We start from the raw sequence: 18,740 nt of genomic DNA on the forward strand, positions 1-18,740 counted from the left end.
AAACATGACCATCCGAAATCTTGTGGGCTTCATCGCGACAGCCGTCATTTTCATCGTCGCGATCGTGATTGGCCGCGTGCTGTGGGTCCATTACATGGACGAACCGTGGACCCGCGACGGCCGCGTGCGCGCCGAGATCGTCAACGTCGCGCCGGACGTGTCGGGCGCGATCGTCGATCTGCCGGTCAAGGACAACCAGCTCGTGAAGAAGGGCGACCTGCTGATGCAGATCGACCCGTCGCATTACCAGATCGCGGTCGAGCAGGCGCAGGCCGCCGTTGCCGCGCGCAAGGCCGAGTTGCAGATGAAGCGCGACGACGCGCAACGGCGTGCCGACATGGATTCGCAGGTGGTGTCGAAGGAAAGCCGCGAAAACGCGACGCATACCGCGTCCGCCGCCGACGCCGCCTATCAGCAGGCACTCGCCGCGCTCGACGCCGCGAAGCTGAACCTCGAACGCACGCGCGTGGTGTCGCCGGTCGACGGCTACGTGACGAACCTGTCCGTGTTCCGCGGCGACTATGCGAGCGCCGGCGCGGCGAAGCTCGCGATCGTCGATAGTCACTCGTTCTGGGTGTATGGCTACTTCGAGGAAACCAAGCTGCCGCACGTGCGCGTCGGCGATCAGGCCGAAGTGCGGCTGATGAGCGGCGGCACGCTGCAAGGCCACGTGGAGAGCATCTCGCGCGGCATCTACGACCGCGACAATCCGCAGAGCCACGAACTGCTCGCGGACGTGAATCCGACCTTCAACTGGGTGCGCCTCGCGCAGCGCGTGCCGGTGCGCGTGCGGATCGACTCGGTGCCGCCCGACGTGATGCTGGCGGCGGGCACGACCTGCACGGTGGTGGTGCGGCCGGGGACGGGCTCCGGCTCCTCGTCGGCCAACGCGAGCTGACGCCCGCGCCGCCTTTTATAGCCTGAACTGCCCCACCATCGCCTTCAGCCCGCGCGCCTGATCGTCGAGCGAGCGGGCCGCGGCGGTGGCCTCCTCCACCAGCGCGGCGTTCTGCTGCGTGCCCGAGTCCATCTGCGTGACCGCGAGACTGATCGCCTCGATACCGGCGCTCTGCTCGGACGACGCCGCCGAAATCTCGCCCATGATGTCGGTCACGCGCTTCACGGCCTTGACGACTTCGTCCATCGTCTGACCGGCGTCAGCGGCGAGCGTCGAGCCGTTGCCGACGCGCTCGACCGAAGTCTGGATCAAGCCCTTGATCTCCTTCGCGGCCGCCGCGCTGCGCTGCGCGAGATTGCGCACTTCCGCCGCGACGACCGAAAAGCCGCGCCCCTCCTCGCCCGCGCGCGCCGCCTCGACGGCCGCGTTCAACGCGAGGATGTTGGTCTGGAACGCGATCCCCTCGATCACGCCGATGATGTCGCCGATGCTGCGCGCGCTGTCGTTGATGTCGTTCATCGTCGCCACCACGCGGCTCACGACCGCGCCGCCCTGCTCGGCGATGGCCGACGCGTTGTTCGCGAGCGTGCTCGCCTGCTTTGCGTTGTCGGCGTTCTGACGCACCGTCGAGGTCAGTTGCTCCATGCTGCTCGCGGTGCGCTCGAGCGCGAGCGCCTGCTGTTCGGTACGCTGCGACAGATCGAGATTGCCCATCGAAATCTGCGCGGACGCGGTCGCGATCGCATCGGCGCTCGACGCGATGTCGGCAACCGTCGTCGCGAGTCCGCTTTGCATGTCGGACAGCGCGAACAGCATGCTCGCACGGTCCTTGCCGCCGAGCGCGATGCGATTCGACAGATCGCCCGCGGCGATGCGGCGCGCGATCTCCTTCGCGTACGCGGGCTCGCCGCCGAGTTGCGCGGTGAGGCGCCGCACGACCCACGCGGCGATGCCGACCGCGAGCACGATCAGTGCGAGCGTCATCGCCGCGATCATCACGAACGACGAGTGATAGATGAAGCCGGACGCGTCGATCGTCGCCTTCGCGGCGGTGCCGCGCTGCGCGACGAGTTCGTCGACGAGCTTTTCGAGCTTGCCGGTTTCGACGAGCAGCGACACGTCCTGCGTACCGACCTGCCAGTTCATCTGCGACAGATCGAGCGGCTGCGCTTTCACGAGCGTGACGAAGTCGCGTAGGTGACCGCTCCATGCCGCGACCGCCGCGGTGAACGCCTTCTGCGCGCCGACCGCCTTCACGTCCGACTTATCGACGTACTGCTGGAGCGTACGCAGTTGCTCGTTGAGACCCGCGAGGCCGCTCTCGATGTCGGCCCCGAGTTCGTCGCGCTCCTTCGCCGTGGTCGCGGTGAGCAGCATCTTTTGCGCGCGGCTCGCGCGTAGCATGTGGCCGCGCGCTTCCTCGGCGGCGCGGCTCGCGACGTGGCCCTGGTCGTAGATCGATTGCGCGGACGCGTTCAGCCGGCCGATCTGCAGCAGCGAAAACACGCCGATCAGCAGCGTGCCGGCGAGCAGAATCGCAAACGCGATCCGCAGCGTCGCCTTGACCGACAGGCCGTTGAACTTCGTTGCCGCTGCGCTGTGTGCCACTGCTTTCATCATCCCCGTCTCCACATGTCGACGCGCCGGACGGTCGGTTCCGGCATCACCACTTATCTCTCCGGGTCTACGGCAGCCCGCCCCGCGATCTTGAATTTCGCTTGCGCAGGCCGCGGCGGGTCGTGCGCCGCTTGCCGTTCCCGGTTCCATGTTCGACGCGCCGCTTCGTGAGCCGCGCAATCGCGAGCGCTTTATACCGTGGCCAAAAACTCGCCAAAAAAAGTTTCTTCAGGCAAAGAGCTGACGATTCGTCCTTTCACCGCCGAATGAAAAGTCATCCGCCCCCTTGTCCGATTCGCGACAAAACTTGTCCTTACAATTCGCTTCGGCCACATTAAACTTCGGCTAGATATTCAAAACGCCGGTTGCCACGACGAAACGCCGCAGTGCTTCGCGGAACGCGCCTACGAGGCGTGCTGCCCGCACCGGTTTTCGGTGCCGATCTTTCATTCCACCGTTTTCCCGATCTTTTTTCTAGCGTATGGAAACGAGCCTCGATAAAAGCGCCCTTGCCGGCGCATCCGCCACGGGGGCGAGCACGTCCCCGGCCGCCGCTGCGCCGGCGGCCGCCAAGGTCCAGCGCACGGTGTATTCCGTGCTCGGTGCGATCAGCTTTTCGCACCTGCTCAACGACATGATCCAGTCGCTGATCCTCGCCATCTACCCGATGTTCAAGGACAACTTCTCGTTGTCGTTCGGGCAGATCGGTCTGATCACGCTGACCTACCAGATCACCGCGTCGCTGCTGCAGCCGCTCGTCGGCAGCTATACCGACAAACATCCGAAGCCGTACTCGCTGCCGGTCGGCATGGGCTTCACGCTGACCGGGCTGCTGCTGATGTCGGTCGCGCCGAACTTCGGCGTGCTGCTGGTCGCCGCGGCGCTGGTCGGCTGCGGGTCGTCGGTGTTCCATCCGGAGTCGTCGCGAGTCGCGCGGATGGCCTCGGGTGGCCGTCATGGGCTCGCGCAGTCGTTGTTCCAGGTCGGCGGCAATGCGGGTTCGTCGCTCGGGCCGCTGCTCGCCGCGCTGATCGTGATTCCGCACGGGCAACGCAGCATCGCGTGGTTCTCGGCGGCGGCGCTCGTCGCGATCGTCGTGCTCACGCAGATCGGCCGCTGGTACAAGCGTCATCCGTCGGTCAGGAAGGCGCGCGGCCAGGGCGCGCATGTGACGCTGCCGCGTAACAAGATCATCCTGGCGATGAGCGTGCTGGTGTTGCTGGTGTTCTCCAAGTACTTCTATCTCGCCAGCATCAATAGCTATTTCACGTTCTACCTGATCGACAGGTTCCATCTGTCGGTGCAGGCCGCGCAGATCCATCTGTTCGTGTTCCTCGCGGCGGTCGCGGCGGGTACGGTGATCGGCGGGCCGATCGGCGACAGGATCGGGCGCAAGTACGTGATCTGGGTGTCGATTCTTGGCGTCGCGCCTTTTACGCTGCTGTTGCCGTATGCGAATCTGTTCTGGACTGGTGTGCTGACGGTTGTTATTGGGGTGGTGCTCGCCTCGGCGTTCTCGGCGATTCTTGTTTATGCGCAGGAGTTGATTCCTGGGAAGGTTGGGATGGTGGCTGGGTTGTTCTTTGGTTTTGCCTTTGGGCTTGGCGGCGTGGGCGCCGCGGTGCTTGGGGAACTCGCTGACGCTACCAGTATTGTGTTTGTTTATAAGGTTTGTTCGTTTTTGCCGTTGATTGGGGTGCTCACTGTTTTGTTGCCGGATGTTGAGGGGAAGCGGGTTAAAGGGTGAGCGCGTGCCGCGGGGTTGGGGCTTTTTCCTTATCGTGTGGTGTTGGCCTTTCCTTGTTGTCTTGTCGGTCTATTAGCGTTGCCCCTGTGCGGGGCGGCACCTACTTTCTTTGCTGCTGCAAAGAAAGTAGGCAAAGAAGACAGCTCAAACCGCAAACTCTTAAGCGGGTCCCCTGGCTCGGAAGGGGTAGTGGTGCATCTGGAATCCGTGCCCCCGCACATTCCCCGTTCGTGACAAAGCCATCATCCCTCCCACTCCGCACTACGTGCGTCGCGGACGGGTCTGCCTGGGAAACCAATGGTTTGGCCCGCGCAGCGGGGGCCGTCGGCTGCGCCTCGGCGATGCGCCGAAACAACCGGTGGTTTTTGAGCGGGGTTTCGGCGCGCGTAGCGCCGCCGGAAGAATGACGGCCTTGTCACTGGCGCCGAATGTGCGGGAGCACGGATTCCAGATGCACCACTACCTCATGCGGACCTAGGGACCCACTTGAGAGTTTGCGGTTTTAGCTGTCTTCTTTGCCTACTTTCTTTGCAGCAGCAAAGAAAGTAGGTGCCGCCCCGCACAGGGGCAACGCTAATAGACCGATAAGTCAGCAAGGAAAGGCCAACACCGCAAAGAACACTACCCTCGCCTTAGCCCCGCATCCGCCTCCACAGCAAAAAACCCACCGCAATGACGATAACCACAACACCGTCGACAACAGCCAGCACCGGCAAAGGATCGCTCCACTTGTCCATGTTCGTCGTGCGCGAATAATAGGGCTCGCCGCTTCCATACGCTTCGTCCAGGTTAATCACGTTAAACGCAGCAACCGCAACGTCAAGGGCAAGCAGAACTACGCCAGCGAGAAAACGGGCGATGCTGGACTTCCGCATGTCAGTACCTAACCGTCAATGGAATGTAGCAATCTGGCGACGGCGTAGCCGCCTCCTTCAGGTCGCGCAGGCAGGAACGCCCGATCTACCACGCTCGGAAGCGTGTCGATTGAACATGCAAGCCTCACCATCCTGGGGGAAAACGACCTGTCACGTTGATCGCCTCTACCCTACCTGGCGGAGCAGAAACAACAAATGGGCGACGGATGAAAATGACGAACAACGACTTTCTTCTGTTGCCCTTCGCCCTTACGGCGAACCCGCTTGCCCCCCCTCCCGCCCGTGGCTATGCTTGTGCGCATAACAAGCGCCGCACCGGCGCGCAATTTGCGATTCCGTTTCATCCAACCCCGTCCACTCCCGCCGCACGAGGATCGCCGCCGATGACCCGCTACCGCGATTTCCACCGCCGCTCGATCGACCATCCCGAAGCCTTCTGGCGCGAAGAAGCCCAGCGCATTCACTGGCACACGCCATTCGGCACCGTGCTCGACCGCTCGAAGCCGCCGTTCGCGCGCTGGTTCGTCGGCGGTCGCACGAACCTCTGCCATAACGCGGTCGATCGGCATCTGGCCGAACGCGCGCAGCAGAACGCGCTCGTCTACGTATCGACCGAAACCGGCATCGAGCGGCACTACACGTATGCCGATCTGTACGCCGAAATCAACCGGATGGCCGCCGTCATGCGCTCGCTCGGCGTGAAGCGCGGCGACGTCGTGCTGATCTATCTGCCGATGATCCCCGAGGCGCTGTTCGCGATGCTCGCCTGCGCGCGGCTCGGCGCGATCCACTCGGTCGTGTTCGGCGGCTTCGCCGCGCCGAACCTCGCCACGCGTATCGACGACGCGAAGCCCGTGCTGATCGTCACGGCCGACGCCGGCGCGCGCGGCGGCAAGGTGGTCGACTACACGCCGCTCGTCGACGAAGCGCTCGCGCGCGCCATGCACAAGACACCGCATGTGCTGCTGATCGACCGGCAGCTCGCGCCCGCGCGACTGAACGCACCCTACCTCGTCGCCTACGAGCCGCTGCGCGAACAGTTCTTCGACGCCCACGTCCCGTGCGAGTGGCTCGAATCGAACGAGGCGTCGTACGTGCTGTACACGTCGGGCACGACCGGCAAACCGAAGGGCGTGCAGCGCGATGTCGGCGGCTATGCGGTCGCGCTCGCGGCATCGATGGAATACATCTTCGAGGGCAAGCCCGGCGACACCATGTTCACCGCGTCCGACGTCGGCTGGGTGGTCGGCCACAGCTACATCGTGTACGCGCCGCTGATCGCGGGGCTGACCACCTTGATGTACGAAGGCACGCCGATTCGTCCGGACGGCGGCATCTGGTGGCGGCTCGTCGAACAGCACAAGATCAACCTGATGTTCACCGCGCCGACCGCGATACGCGTGCTGAAGAAGCAGGACCCGGCGCTGATGAAGGCAGCCGATCTGTCGAGCCTGCGCACGCTGTTTCTCGCCGGCGAACCACTCGACGAACCGACCGCCGAATGGATCTCCAACGCGTTGAACAAGCCGGTGATCGACAACTACTGGCAGACCGAAACCGGCTGGCCGATGCTCGCGATTCCGCGCGGCATCGAGGCACTGCCGACCAAGCTCGGTTCGCCGGGCGTGCCCTCGATCGGCTATAGCCTGACCGTGCGCGACGAGCTGACCGGCGAGCCCTGCGCGCCCGGCGAGAAAGGCGTGCTGGCGCTCGACTATCCGCTGCCGCCGGGCTGCATGTCGACGGTATGGGGCGACGACAAGCGCTTCGTCGGCACCTACTGGTCGAGCGTGCCGAACCAACAGGTGTATTCGACGTTCGACTGGGGCGTGCAGGACGAGGACGGCTACGTGACGATCCTCGGCCGCACCGACGACGTCATCAACGTCGCGGGCCATCGTCTCGGCACGCGCGAGATCGAGGAGGCGCTGTCGAGCCATGCGGCTGTCGCGGAAGTCGCGGTGGTCGGTGTGACCGATCCGGTCAAGGGTCAGGCGGCGATGGCCTTCGTCGTGCTGCGCGGCGCGCAGGGAGAAGGCGACCCGAGCGAGCGCGCGCGGCTCGAAGCCGAGCTGGCGATGACGGTGGACCGCCATCTCGGCTCGATTGCGCGGCCCGCGCGCGTGGTGATGGTATCGATGCTGCCGAAGACGCGCTCCGGCAAGCTATTGCGCCGCGCTATCGCGGCGCTCGCCGAAGGGCGCGAGCCGGGCGATTTGCCGACGATCGAAGATCCGGCCGCGCTGCAGCAGGTGCGCGACGCGCTCGGCGACGGCAGGAAGAAATAAGCGGGCCGATCAGCGGGCGACCAGGCGGACGAACAGGCGCGCGCTCAGCCCGCGGTGTCTCGCGTGCCGAGAAAGCGCGCGAGAATCGCGTTCGAATACGTGCCCGCGATCCCGGTCAGGAACGACATGAACGATCCGGGCGCGTGGTCGTCGGCGGTATCGGAGATCGTGCGCACGACCGCGCACGGCACGCCGTACTCGTAGCAGACCTGCGCGATCGCCGCGCCTTCCATCTCGACCGCGAGCGCATCGGGCAGCGCGTCGCGCAACGCCGCGACGGCCGCCGCGCTCGCGACGAACTGATCGCCGCTGACGATCAAGCCGCGATGCACGCGCGGCGCGCGCGTGCCGAAGCGCACCGCGCAGGCCGCGCCTTCCTCGGCGACGAACTGCTCGCATGCGGCCATCAGACGGTCGGCGAGCGCCGCATCGGTGGTGAAGCGCGACATGCCGAGCAGCGGCACCTCGAAGCGCGGAAAAAGCGGCGACGCGTCGACATCGTGCTGCATCAGCGCGCTCGCAACGACGATATCGCCGACATGCACGTCGCCGCCGACACCGCCCGCGACACCGGTGAACACGATCGCCTCGACATCGAACGCGTGGATCAGCGCACTGACCGTCGCGGCCGCCGCGACCTTGCCGATGCGCGCGAGCGTGACGACGCACGGCGTGCCGTGCACGGTGCCGACGTGGTAGTCACGCTGGCCGTGCGTGACCGTGCGCACGCCGGACTCGGCGCGCATCGCTTCGATCAGGTCGCCGAGTTCCTGCGGTAACGCGGCCAGAACGCCGAGCGGCCGCCGCGCATCGTGGCTGAGATTCAAGGGCGTGCTCATTCGACCGCCTGCAATTTAGCCACCGCCAGCGCCAGCCACTTTTCGCCGTGCCGCTTGAAGCGGACCTGCGCTTTCGCGTCGGTGCCGTTGCCTTCGAGTGCGGTGATCGTGCCTTCGCCGAACTTGGTATGGAACACCTGCTGGCCGACGCGGAAGCCCGTGTCGGCCGCGCGTTGCTCGTTCGCGAACGCGGGCGCCGGCGCGGAGGTCACCGCCGCCGTCGACGCCGAACCGCCGCCGTACCCCGGCCGCGCGAACCAGTCGCGCCCGTAGCCGGCGTTGTCCGAGCGGCCGCCCCAGCGCGAGCCCGCCTCGACCTTCGGCGTCAGCCACTTCAGCGTTTCGTGCGGCAATTCGTCGAAGAAACGCGAGCGGATGTTGTAGCGGGTCTGGCCGTGCAGCATCCGGCTCTGCGCGAAAGACAGGTACAGCCGCTCCTTCGCGCGCGTGATCGCGACGTACATCAGACGCCGCTCCTCTTCGAGGCCGTCGGCCTCCATCGCGCTGTTCTCGTGCGGGAACAGCCCCTCTTCGAGGCCGGTGATGAACACCGCGGTGAATTCGAGCCCCTTTGCCGCGTGCACCGTCATCAGCTGCACCGCTTCCTGGCCGGCCTGCGCCTGGTTGTCGCCCGCTTCGAGCGATGCGTGCGACAGAAAGCCCGCGAGCGGCGTCATCGTGTCGGGGTTTTGCGCCGGATCGGCGACGCCCGGTGCGTCGAGGACCACCGTGGTCGGATCGTCGGTCGCGACCGCGAGTTCGGGCGCGGCGCTGGCTCCTGGGCGCAGCGGAATCGAGCGCGCGGGCGTATCGAGCCCGTAGCCTTCCTCGCTGACGAACGCGGCGGCCGCGTTGACGAGTTCCTGCAGGTTCTCGAGCCGCTCCTGGCCTTCGCGCTCGTTCTGATAGAAGTCGGCGAGACCGCTCGCGCGGACCACGTACTCGACGGTCTCCGGCAGGCTCATCTGCTGCGTGTCGGCGCGCATCTTGCCGACGAGGTTCGCGAACGCGGCGAGGCTCGAGCCGGCCTTGCCGGCGACGTACGGAATCGCCGCGGCCATCGAGCAGTTGTACAGACGCGCCGCGTCGGCGAGCTGTTCGATCGAACGCGCGCCGATGCCGCGAGTCGGGAAATTGACGACGCGGCCGAACGCGGTGTCGTCGTTCGGGTTGTCGATCAGGCGCAGGTATGCGAGCGCGTGCTTGACTTCCTGACGTTCGAAAAAGCGCAGGCCGCCATACACGCGATACGCGATGCCCGCGTTGACGAGCGTGTGCTCGATCGTGCGCGACTGCGCGTTGCTGCGGTAGAGCACCGCGATTTCGCTGCGCGACAGGCCGGTGTTGATCAGCGCGCGGATCTCTTCGACGATCCAGCCGGCCTCCTGCGAATCGGTCGCCGATTCGTAGACGCGCACCGGTTCGCCGTGACCCGCGTCGGTACGCAGATTCTTGCCGAGGCGTCGCGAGTTGTTCGCGATCAGCTGGTTGGCGGCATCGAGAATATGGCCGTGCGAACGATAGTTCTGCTCGAGCTTGATCAGATTGCGCACGTTGAACTCGTGCTCGAAGTCGCGCATGTTGCCGACGTTCGCGCCGCGGAACGCGTAGATCGACTGGTCGTCGTCGCCGACCGCGAAGATTGCGTTGTGCTGGCCCGCGAGCAGCTTCAGCCACGCGTATTGCAGCTTGTTGGTGTCCTGAAACTCGTCGACGAGGATGTGCCTGAAGCGCGCCTGGTAATGCGCGCGCAGCGGCGGATTGTGCGCGAGCAGTTCGTAGCAGCGCAGCAGCAGCTCGGGGAAGTCGACGACGCCTTCGCGCTGGCATTGCTGATCGTAGGCTTCGTAGAGTTCGACGAACTTGCGGTTGAAGTTGTCGGTGGCGTCGACGTCTTTGGGGCGCAGGCCCTGCTCTTTCGCGTTGTTGATGAAGTACTGGAGATTTTTCGCGGGGTACTTTTCGTCGTCGATGTTGAGGCCCTTCATCAGGCGCTTGATCGCTGACAGCTGGTCCGCGGTATCGAGAATCTGGAACGTGGCGGGCAGCCCGGCGTCGCGGTGATGCGCGCGCAGCATACGGTTGCACAGGCCGTGGAACGTGCCGATCCACATGCCGCGCGTGTCGATCGGCAATAGCGCCGAGAGGCGCGCCATCATTTCGCGGGCGGCTTTGTTCGTGAAGGTCACCGCGAGGACGGTCGCGGGGGACGCGAGGCCTTGCTGAATCAGCCACGCGATGCGGGTGATCAGGACGCGGGTTTTGCCGCTGCCGGCGCCCGCCAGGATCAGGGCGGGCTCATTCGGGAGCGTTACGGCGGCGTGTTGTTCGGGGTTTAGATTCGAGAGGAGGTCGGGCATTTTTTTGCTTAGGCGCAGTTCGGGGGACATTATATGCCCCGGCGGGGGCGGCGCTTTTTTTGGTTTTTTTGTTCTTCTGGATATGGGTTGGGGTTTTTTCGTTGTTCTGGGTTGGTTGGCCTTTCCTTGCTTTGTTATCGGTCTATTAGCGTTGCCCCTGTGCGGGGCGGCACCTACTTTCTTTGCTGCTGCAAAGAAAGTAGGCAAAGAAGACAGCTAAAACCGCCAACTCTTAAGCGGGTCCCCTGGCTTGGAAGGGGTAGTGGTGCATCTGGAATCCGTGCCCCCGCACATTCCCCGTTCGTGACAAAGCCATCATCCCTCCCACTCCGCACTACGTGCGTCGCGGACGGGTCTACCAGGGAAACCAATGGTTTGGCCCGCGCAGCGGGGGCCGTCGGCTGCGCCTCGGCGACGCGCCGAAACAACCAGTGGTTTTTGAGCGGGGTTTCGGCGCGCGCAGCGCCGCCGGAAGAATGACAGCCGTGTCGCAAGCGCGGAATGTGCGAGAGCACGGATTCCAGATGCACCACTACCTTATGCGGACCGAGGGACCCGCTTAAGAGTTTGCGGTTTGAGCTGTCTTCTTTGCCTACTTTCTTTGCTGCTGCAAAGAAAGTAGGTGCCGCCCCGCACAGGGGCAACGCTAATAGACCGATAAGTCAGCAAGGAAAGGCCAACCAAGCCAGAACAACGAAAAAAGCATAACCCCTGTCCACACCGGCCGCCGGCCGGCAAAAAACCTCGTCCAGCTATAATCAACCCTTCCCCGCCTCCAAAATCCTGCCTTTAACAGAAACATGAGCGACACCCCGAGCGACCCGACCTCGACGCTTGCAAAAAGCTTCGAACCCCACACCATCGAAGCCCACTGGGGCCCTGAATGGGAAAAGCGCACCTACGCCGCGCCCTCCTTCGACGCGAACCGCAAGGATTTCTCGATCCAGCTGCCGCCGCCGAACGTCACGGGCACGCTGCACATGGGCCACGCGTTCAACCAGACCATCATGGACGGCCTGACCCGCTATCACCGCATGCTCGGCGAGAACACGCTGTGGGTGCCGGGCACCGACCACGCGGGCATCGCCACGCAGATCGTCGTCGAACGCCAGCTCGACGCGCAGGGCGTGTCGCGCCACGACCTCGGCCGCGAGAAGTTCGTCGAGCGCGTGTGGGAGTGGAAGCAGCAATCCGGCTCCACGATCACGAATCAGGTGCGTCGTCTCGGTGCATCGATCGACTGGTCGCGCGAATACTTCACGATGGACGACAAGACGTCGGCCACCGTGCGCGACGTGTTCGTGCGTCTGTATGAACAGGGCCTGATCTATCGCGGCAAGCGCCTCGTGAACTGGGACCCGGTGCTGCTCACCGCCGTATCCGACCTCGAAGTGGTCAGCGAAGAAGAAAACGGCCACCTGTGGCACATCCACTATCCGTTGACCGACGGCTCGGGCCATCTGACCGTCGCCACCACCCGTCCGGAAACCATGCTCGGCGACACCGCCGTGATGGTCCACCCGGAAGACGAGCGCTACGCCCACCTGATCGGCAAGACCATCACGCTGCCGCTGTCGAACCGCGAAGTGCCGATCATCGCCGACGATTACGTCGACCGCGAATTCGGCACAGGCGTCGTCAAGGTCACGCCCGCGCATGATTTCAACGATTATCAGGTCGGCCTGCGCCACCAGCTGCCGCAAATCGAAATCCTCACGCTCGACGCGAAGATCAACGACAACGCGCCCGAAAAATACCGCGGCCTCGACCGTTTCGAAGCCCGCAAGCTGGTGGTCGCCGATCTCGAGGCGCTCGGTGCGCTCGAATCGGTCAAGCCGCACAAGCTGATGGTGCCGCGCGGCGACCGCACCGGCGTCGTGATCGAGCCGATGCTGACCGACCAGTGGTTCGTCGCGATGAGCAAGCCGGCGCCCGAAGGCACGTTCAATCCGGGCAAGTCGATCACCGAAACCGCGCTCGACGTCGTGCGCAACGGCCAGATCAGATTCGTGCCGGAAAACTGGACCACCACGTACTACCAGTGGCTCGAAAACATCCAGGACTGGTGCATCTCGCGTCAGCTGTGGTGGGGTCACCAGATTCCGGCGTGGTACGGCGAGAACGGCGAAGTGTTCGTCGCCAAGACCGAAGAGGACGCGCGCGCAAAGGCCGTCGCGGCCGGCTACACGGGGGCGTTGAAGCGCGATGAAGACGTGCTCGACACGTGGTTCTCGTCCGCTCTGGTGCCGTTCTCGTCGCTCGGCTGGCCGAACGAAACCGAAGAACTCAAGCACTTCATGCCGTCGTCGGTGCTCGTCACCGGCTTCGACATCATCTTCTTCTGGGTCGCGCGCATGGTCATGATGACCACGCACTTCACGGGCAAGGTGCCGTTCGAAACGGTCTATATGCACGGTCTCGTGCGCGACGCCGAAGGCCAGAAGATGTCGAAGAGCAAGGGCAACACGCTCGACCCGATCGACATCGTCGATGGCATCGACCTCGACGCGCTCGTCGCGAAGCGCACCACCGGCTTGATGAATCCGAAGCTGGCCGCGTCGATAGAGAAGAAGACCCGCAAGGAGTTTCCGGACGGCATTGCGGCGTTCGGCACCGACGCGCTGCGCTTCACGATGGCGTCGATGGCCACGCTCGGCCGCAACGTCAATTTCGACCTCGCGCGCTGCGAAGGCTATCGCAACTTCTGCAACAAGCTGTGGAACGCCACGCGCTTCGTGCTGATGAACTGCGAAGGCCACGACTGCGGTTTCGGCCAGCCGGCGCAATGTGGCGAATGCGGGCCAGAAGGCAATCTGCATTTCTCGCAGGCCGACCGCTGGATCGTGTCGCAACTGCAGCGCGTGGAAGCGGAAGTCGTCAAGGGTTTTTCCGACTATCGTTTTGACAATGTGGCCAACGCCATATACAAGTTCGTATGGGACGAATATTGTGACTGGTACGTTGAACTCGCCAAAGTGCAGATCCAGACGGGGCAGCCGAACCAGCAGCGTGCCACGCGGCGGACGCTTTTGCGTGTGCTCGAAACGGTGCTGCGCCTCGCGCATCCGGTGATCCCGTTCATCACCGAAGCGCTGTGGCAGAAAGTGGCGCCGCTCGCGGGACGCTACCCGGAAGGCAAGGCCGAGGGCGAGGCGTCCATCATGGTGCAGCAGTATCCCGTCGCGGAGCCGTCGAAGCTCGATGAAGACGCCGAGCGGTGGGCGACCGACCTCAAAGCGGTGATCGATGCATGCCGTAATCTGCGCGGAGAAATGAACCTGTCGCCGGCGGTGAAGGTGCCGTTGCTCGCCACCGGCAATGCGGAGCGTCTTCGTACTTTCGCGCCTTACGCTCAGGCACTTGCGCGTCTATCGGAGGTGCAGATCATCGCCGACGAGGCCGCGCTCGACGCCCAGGCGGATGGCGCGCCGATTGCTATCGTAGGAACGGACAAGCTCGTGTTGAAGGTCGAAATCGACGCAGCGGTCGAACGCGAACGCCTGTCGAAAGAGATCACGCGGTTGAGCGCCGAAATCGTCAAGTGCAACGGTAAGCTACAGAATCAGGCCTTCGTTGCGAAGGCGCCGGCGGCGGTCGTGGAACAGGAGCAGAAGCGGCTGGCCGATTTCGAAGCCACCGTCGGCAAGCTGAAAGCCCAACTGGCCCGCTTGCCGGCCTGACCGACGCGCCCGCCCCCTCAACGGCGGGCAAGGATTTAAACCAGAGGACTCAGGGTATTCACATGCTAAAAGTTACGAAGGCGGTCTTTCCGGTAGCCGGTCTTGGCACCCGCTTCCTCCCCGCCACGAAGGCTAGCCCGAAGGAGATGCTGCCGATCGTCGACAAGCCGCTGATTCAGTACGCGGTGGAAGAGGCGATGGCGGCCGGCATCACCGAAATGATCTTCGTCACGGGCCGCAGCAAGCGCGCGATCGAAGACCATTTCGACAAGTCCTATGAGATCGAGGCCGAACTCGAGGCGCGCGGCAAGGACAAGCTGCTCGAACTCGTGCGCAGCATCAAGCCGAGCCACGTCGACTGCTTCTACGTGCGCCAGGCCGAGGCGCTGGGCCTCGGCCACGCCGTGCTGTGCGCCGAGAAGCTGGTAGGCGACAACCCTTTCGCCGTGATTCTCGCGGACGACCTGTTGTACGGCACGCCGCCCGTGATGACGCAGATGATCGAGGTGTTCGATCACTATCACAGCTCGGTGATCGGCGTCGAAGAGATCCCGCCGCAAGATACGAAATCGTACGGCATCGTCGACGGCAAGGAATGGGAAGACTCGATCATCAAGATGTCGGGCATCGTCGAAAAGCCGGAACCGGGCGTGGCGCCGTCGAACCTCGGCGTGGTGGGCCGTTATGTGCTGAAGCCGCGCATCTTCGATCACCTGCGCTCCATCAAGCCGGGCGCGGGCGGTGAATTGCAACTGACGGACGCGATCCAGTCGCTGCTCGCCGACGAACAGGTGCTCGCGTACAAGTATCACGGCACACGTTTCGACTGCGGCAGCAAGCTGGGCTACCTGAAGGCGACCGTCGAGTTCGCCCTGCGTCACCCGGAAGTCGCCGCCGATTTCGAAGAATATCTGCGTACCCGCTCGCCGGTTCTCGAAGGCTGACGTCGAAAGTCCGGCTGAAACGAAGAAGGCGCTGTACCCCGAATAATGGGGACAGCGCCTTCTTTTTTTACATCGGACCGACAGTTTTACCCAATGCAGCTCAACGACGCCGCATCAGAAACGTAAACACCTTGTCATGCGCCGAGCTTTCGACGATCTCGTTGCCGGTCTGCTTCGCGAACGCGGCGAAATCGCGCTGCGAGCCGGGATCGGTGGCGAGCACCTTGAGAATCTGGCCGCTTTCCATGTCGGCGAGCGCCTTTTTGGCGCGCAGGATGGGCAGCGGGCACATGAGCCCGCGCGCATCGACTTCCTTGTGAATCTGAATTTGCATCGACGATGACCTTCGGGACGGGGCGTCGCTGACGACGCCGGACAGAGGGTCAAATTTTACAGCAGGCGGAGCGGCGGCGCCGGACATCGCCACGACGCCCATTTCCACGCGAGCCGTGCCGCGCGCCGTTACAGCGTCACCGCCTCGCCGCTTTGCAGCGACTCGCGCAGCGCCACGCCGATACGCGTCGCTTCGAGCGCATCGGCGAGCGTCGCGCCACGCTGTGCCGCATCGCCCTTCCCCGGCCCTTTTCGCACCAATGCGACGAACGCGCGTGCCTCGTGCAGAAACGCGTCCTCGAACCGGTCGAAAAAGTTCGGCGTGCACTCGTTGCGAATGCCGGTCGCGTCGTAGATCTCGACGCGGTTCGCGCGCGGATTGCGGCCGATCGTCAGCGCGCCCGCCGTGCCGATCACTTCGCTGTGCGTATCGTTGCCGTGCGCCTGGGTGCGCGACGCGTAGAACATCGCGAGCTTACCGCCCTCGAATTCGCAGATCGCGACACCGTTGTCGACGTCGCCGAATTCGCGCAGACCCTCGTGCAGCGCGACCGTGCCCGCCGCGAACACGCGCGTCGCGCGCGGCTTGCCGAGCAGCCAGCGGGCGACGTCGATGTCGTGCACCGTGCAGTCGAGAAAGATGCCGCCCGAGGTCGCCGCGAAGCGCACGAAGAAACCGTCGTCGTCGTTTTTATCGGTGGTTTGCGAGCGCACGAGGAACGGCCGGCCGATCTGGCCGGCGGCGATTTTATCGAACGCGTCGCGGTAGCTCGGATCGAAGCGGCGCATGAAGCCGATCGTCGCCTGCAGGTGCGGATAGCGCGCCGCTTCGGCCAGCACGCGCTCGCATTCGGCGACATCGAGCGACAGCGGCTTTTCGCAGAACACATGCTTGCCGGCGCGCAATGCGTCGACGATCTGCTGCGCGTGCAGCGATGACGGCGTGACGAGCCATACCGCGTCGACGCGCGGATCGGCGAGCAGGTCCGCGTAATCGGTGTAGAGACGCGGTTCGGGTAGTGCATCACGCGCCCATGCCAGTTCATCTTCGAGCGGACTGCACGCGGCCGTGAGCGTCGCGCCCGGCACGCGATACGCGAGGTTCTCCGCATGCCGCTTGCCAAGCCGCCCAAGGCCGACCACGCCGATCCGCAAGCGCTCCGTGGCGGGCTTCATTGCGCTGCCTCGCCGAGTTTGACCGCGCGGCCCTCGCGCCACGACCGCGTCGCGGCTTCCGCGAGTTCGAGCGCTTTCAGGCCATCCGCGACGGTCGTGCGCACCGGCTTGCCATGCGTGACCGCGTCGAAGAAATGCGCGATTTCGAGCGCGTATGCCGCGCGATAGCGTTCGAGAAAAAACGCCTCGGGCACGTCGGTCGATACTTCCGTCTTCGAGTACGCGGTGACTTCGGTGGGCCGCACGTTGCCTGCCTGCAGCATGCCGGTGCTGCCGAGCACTTCGAAACGCTGGTCGTAGCCGTAGGCAGCGCGCCGCGCGGTGTTGATCTGGCACAGCCGCCCGCGCTTCGTGCGGATCGTCACCGCGGTCGAATCGATGTCGCCCGCGTCGGCGATCGCGGGGTCGGTGAGGCAACTGCCGGTGGCGTGCAGCGTGTCGGCTTCGTCGTCGAGAATCCAGCGACAGATGTCGAAGTCGTGAATCAGCATGTCCTTGAAGATGCCGCCCGAGTGCCGGATGTACTCGACCGGCGGCGCGCCCGGATCGCGGCTCGTGACGACGAGCATTTCCGCCGTGCCGATCTCGCCCGCGTCGAGACGCGCTTTCAACGCGGAAAACGTCGGATCGAAGCGCCGTTGAAAACCGATCATGCACACGACACCGGCGCGCTCCACCGCTTCTGCGCACATCCGCGCGCGCTCCAACGTGAGATCGACCGGCTTCTCGCAGAACACGTGCTTGTTCTGCGCGGCCGATTTGACGATCAGGTCCGCATGCGTGTCGGTGCTCGAACAGATCACGGTCGCGCCGATCGATGCATCGCCGATCGCGCCGTCGCTATCCGCAACCTGCGCGCCATGCTGCGCGGCGAGCGCGGCGGCCGCCTCGCGATTCACGTCGACCACGTATTTGAGCCGCACGCCGGGCTGCCGCGCGAGATTCGCCGCATGGATCTTGCCGATGCGCCCCGCGCCGAATACGGCGACGTCGATCGTGTTTACCGCGTCAGTCATCGTAGCCTCCAGTGTCGTTGGATTCTTCAACGTTCAGTTCGAGCTTGTACGCGAGCGCGATGAAGAGCGCCTGGCACAGGCAGATCGTGCTGGTCAGCGAGCGGAACGCGAACGCGCTGCCCTCTTTCACGTACAGCTGCGTGCTGGCGTAGCGTGCGAGCGGCGATAGTTGGCTATCCGTAATGACGAGCGTCTTCGCCTGATGATGATGCGCGACGCGCAGACAGTACTGCGTCTCCTTGCCGTACGGCGCGAAGCTGATCGCAATCACCACGTCGCCCTTCCTGACGCTGCGGATCTGATCGCGATACATGCCGCCGAAGCCAGACACCAGATGCACGCGCTTATGCGTGTGCTGCAACGCATAGACGATGTAGCTCGCGACCGGAAACGAGCGCCGCACGCCGATCACGTAGATGTTGTCGGCCTGCTGCAGCATCTTCACGGCGGCGTCGAACTGCTTGTCGTCGAGGCCCGCTTCGAGTTCTTCGAGGCCGCCGCGCGACGCGGCGATGAACTCGCGCGCGACCGCGCCGCCCGACAAGGTGCCGGGCTTCTCGTCGATCAGCTTGCGGATGCGCTGCTGATAGCTCGACGACGACACGCCCTGCCCCGTATACGCCTGACGAAACACCGCCTGCAGATCCGAAAACCCGGAAAAGCCGAAACGCTGCGCAAAGCGCACGACCGCCGACGGATGCACGCCGCAGCTCGCGGCGATATCGCTCGTGCGGTCCATCATCACGCTTGCGCGATGCTGCTCGATGTACGTCGCGACGCTTTTCAACTGCCGCGGCAGCGACTCGTAGGTATCCGCGATGCGCTGCATCAATTCGTCGACGCTCGGCACCGTTTCTTCGGTGATCTGTTCCGCCATGACTGCCTCTCGGGGTTTCCTGCAATGCGGCAGACGCGCCCACGGCCCGCCGCAGCATGCATCCGACGTTGCCGAGTATAGGCGGCCGCC

13 protein-coding genes are annotated in these 18,740 nt (G+C 64.4%); 5 read left to right on the top strand and 8 right to left on the bottom strand.

What is annotated here, in order from left to right:
* Positions 1-4: 4 nt before the first annotated feature.
* Positions 5-898, top strand: coding sequence for an efflux RND transporter periplasmic adaptor subunit (locus OKW27_RS23350; RefSeq protein ID WP_184021775.1), 894 nt, complete (start codon positions 5-7; stop codon positions 896-898).
* A 15-nt stretch (positions 899-913) separates the two neighbouring features.
* Here OKW27_RS23350 and OKW27_RS23355 read toward each other — a convergent pair whose 3' ends face one another.
* Positions 914-2,515, bottom strand: a complete 1,602-nt coding sequence (locus tag OKW27_RS23355; RefSeq protein WP_429336585.1) for a methyl-accepting chemotaxis protein — start codon at positions 2,513-2,515, stop codon at positions 914-916.
* Positions 2,516-2,996: 481 nt separating this feature from the next.
* Between OKW27_RS23355 and OKW27_RS23360 the strand changes: the two genes are divergently transcribed.
* Positions 2,997-4,262: an MFS transporter gene (locus OKW27_RS23360; protein WP_429335024.1), complete on the top strand. Its 1,266-nt coding sequence runs from the start codon at positions 2,997-2,999 to the stop codon at positions 4,260-4,262.
* Between the two features lie 632 nt (positions 4,263-4,894).
* Here OKW27_RS23360 and OKW27_RS23365 read toward each other — a convergent pair.
* Positions 4,895-5,137 (bottom strand): hypothetical protein, encoded by a 243-nt coding sequence (locus OKW27_RS23365; protein WP_429335025.1) that lies wholly within the window; start codon positions 5,135-5,137, stop codon positions 4,895-4,897.
* A gap of 383 nt (positions 5,138-5,520) precedes the next feature.
* Here OKW27_RS23365 and OKW27_RS23370 point away from each other — a divergent pair, with 383 nt between their 5' ends.
* The gene (locus tag OKW27_RS23370) at positions 5,521-7,425 is read left to right on the top strand and encodes a propionate--CoA ligase (RefSeq protein WP_429335026.1); all 1,905 of its coding nucleotides are present in this window, start codon (positions 5,521-5,523) and stop codon (positions 7,423-7,425) included.
* 44 nt (positions 7,426-7,469) lie between these two features.
* On the opposite strand, the gene OKW27_RS23375 is transcribed toward OKW27_RS23370, so the two are convergent.
* Positions 7,470-8,264, bottom strand: a complete 795-nt coding sequence (locus tag OKW27_RS23375) for a 5'-methylthioadenosine/adenosylhomocysteine nucleosidase (protein WP_429335027.1) — start codon at positions 8,262-8,264, stop codon at positions 7,470-7,472.
* Positions 8,261-10,624 carry a UvrD-helicase domain-containing protein gene (locus OKW27_RS23380; RefSeq protein ID WP_090801027.1) on the bottom strand — a complete coding sequence of 788 codons (2,364 nt, stop codon included), beginning with the start codon at positions 10,622-10,624 and terminating at the stop codon, positions 8,261-8,263. Before OKW27_RS23380 ends, OKW27_RS23375 begins: the two co-directional genes overlap by 4 nt.
* Positions 10,625-11,424: 800 nt before the next feature.
* Between OKW27_RS23380 and OKW27_RS23385 the strand changes: the two genes are divergently transcribed.
* Both OKW27_RS23385 and galU read left to right on the top strand, forming a co-directional pair.
* Positions 11,425-14,304: a valine--tRNA ligase gene (locus OKW27_RS23385; RefSeq protein WP_429335028.1), complete on the top strand. Its 2,880-nt coding sequence runs from the start codon at positions 11,425-11,427 to the stop codon at positions 14,302-14,304.
* A gap of 62 nt (positions 14,305-14,366) precedes the next feature.
* On the top strand, positions 14,367-15,248 hold the full coding sequence (gene galU / locus OKW27_RS23390) for a UTP--glucose-1-phosphate uridylyltransferase GalU (RefSeq protein ID WP_090801031.1): 882 nt from the start codon (positions 14,367-14,369) through the stop codon (positions 15,246-15,248).
* A gap of 100 nt (positions 15,249-15,348) precedes the next feature.
* On the opposite strand, the gene OKW27_RS23395 is transcribed toward galU, so the two are convergent.
* From OKW27_RS23395 to OKW27_RS23410, 4 genes are all read right to left on the bottom strand, one after another.
* On the bottom strand, positions 15,349-15,576 hold the full coding sequence (locus tag OKW27_RS23395) for a sulfurtransferase TusA family protein (RefSeq protein ID WP_026225937.1): 228 nt from the start codon (positions 15,574-15,576) through the stop codon (positions 15,349-15,351).
* A 134-nt stretch (positions 15,577-15,710) separates the two neighbouring features.
* Positions 15,711-16,757 carry a Gfo/Idh/MocA family oxidoreductase gene (locus tag OKW27_RS23400; RefSeq protein ID WP_429335029.1) on the bottom strand — a complete coding sequence of 349 codons (1,047 nt, stop codon included), beginning with the start codon at positions 16,755-16,757 and terminating at the stop codon, positions 15,711-15,713.
* Entirely contained in the window at positions 16,754-17,773 is a 1,020-nt protein-coding gene (gene iolG, locus OKW27_RS23405; protein ID WP_429335030.1) for an inositol 2-dehydrogenase, read from the bottom strand. The genes OKW27_RS23400 and iolG overlap by 4 nt, the downstream gene beginning before the upstream one ends.
* Positions 17,766-18,650, bottom strand: coding sequence for a MurR/RpiR family transcriptional regulator (locus OKW27_RS23410; RefSeq protein ID WP_429335031.1), 885 nt, complete (start codon positions 18,648-18,650; stop codon positions 17,766-17,768). The genes iolG and OKW27_RS23410 overlap by 8 nt, the downstream gene beginning before the upstream one ends.
* Positions 18,651-18,740: the final 90 nt, after the last annotated feature.

This window comes from Paraburkholderia sp. 35.1, from assembly GCF_050436525.1.
GTDB lineage: Bacteria > Pseudomonadota > Gammaproteobacteria > Burkholderiales > Burkholderiaceae > Paraburkholderia > Paraburkholderia tuberum.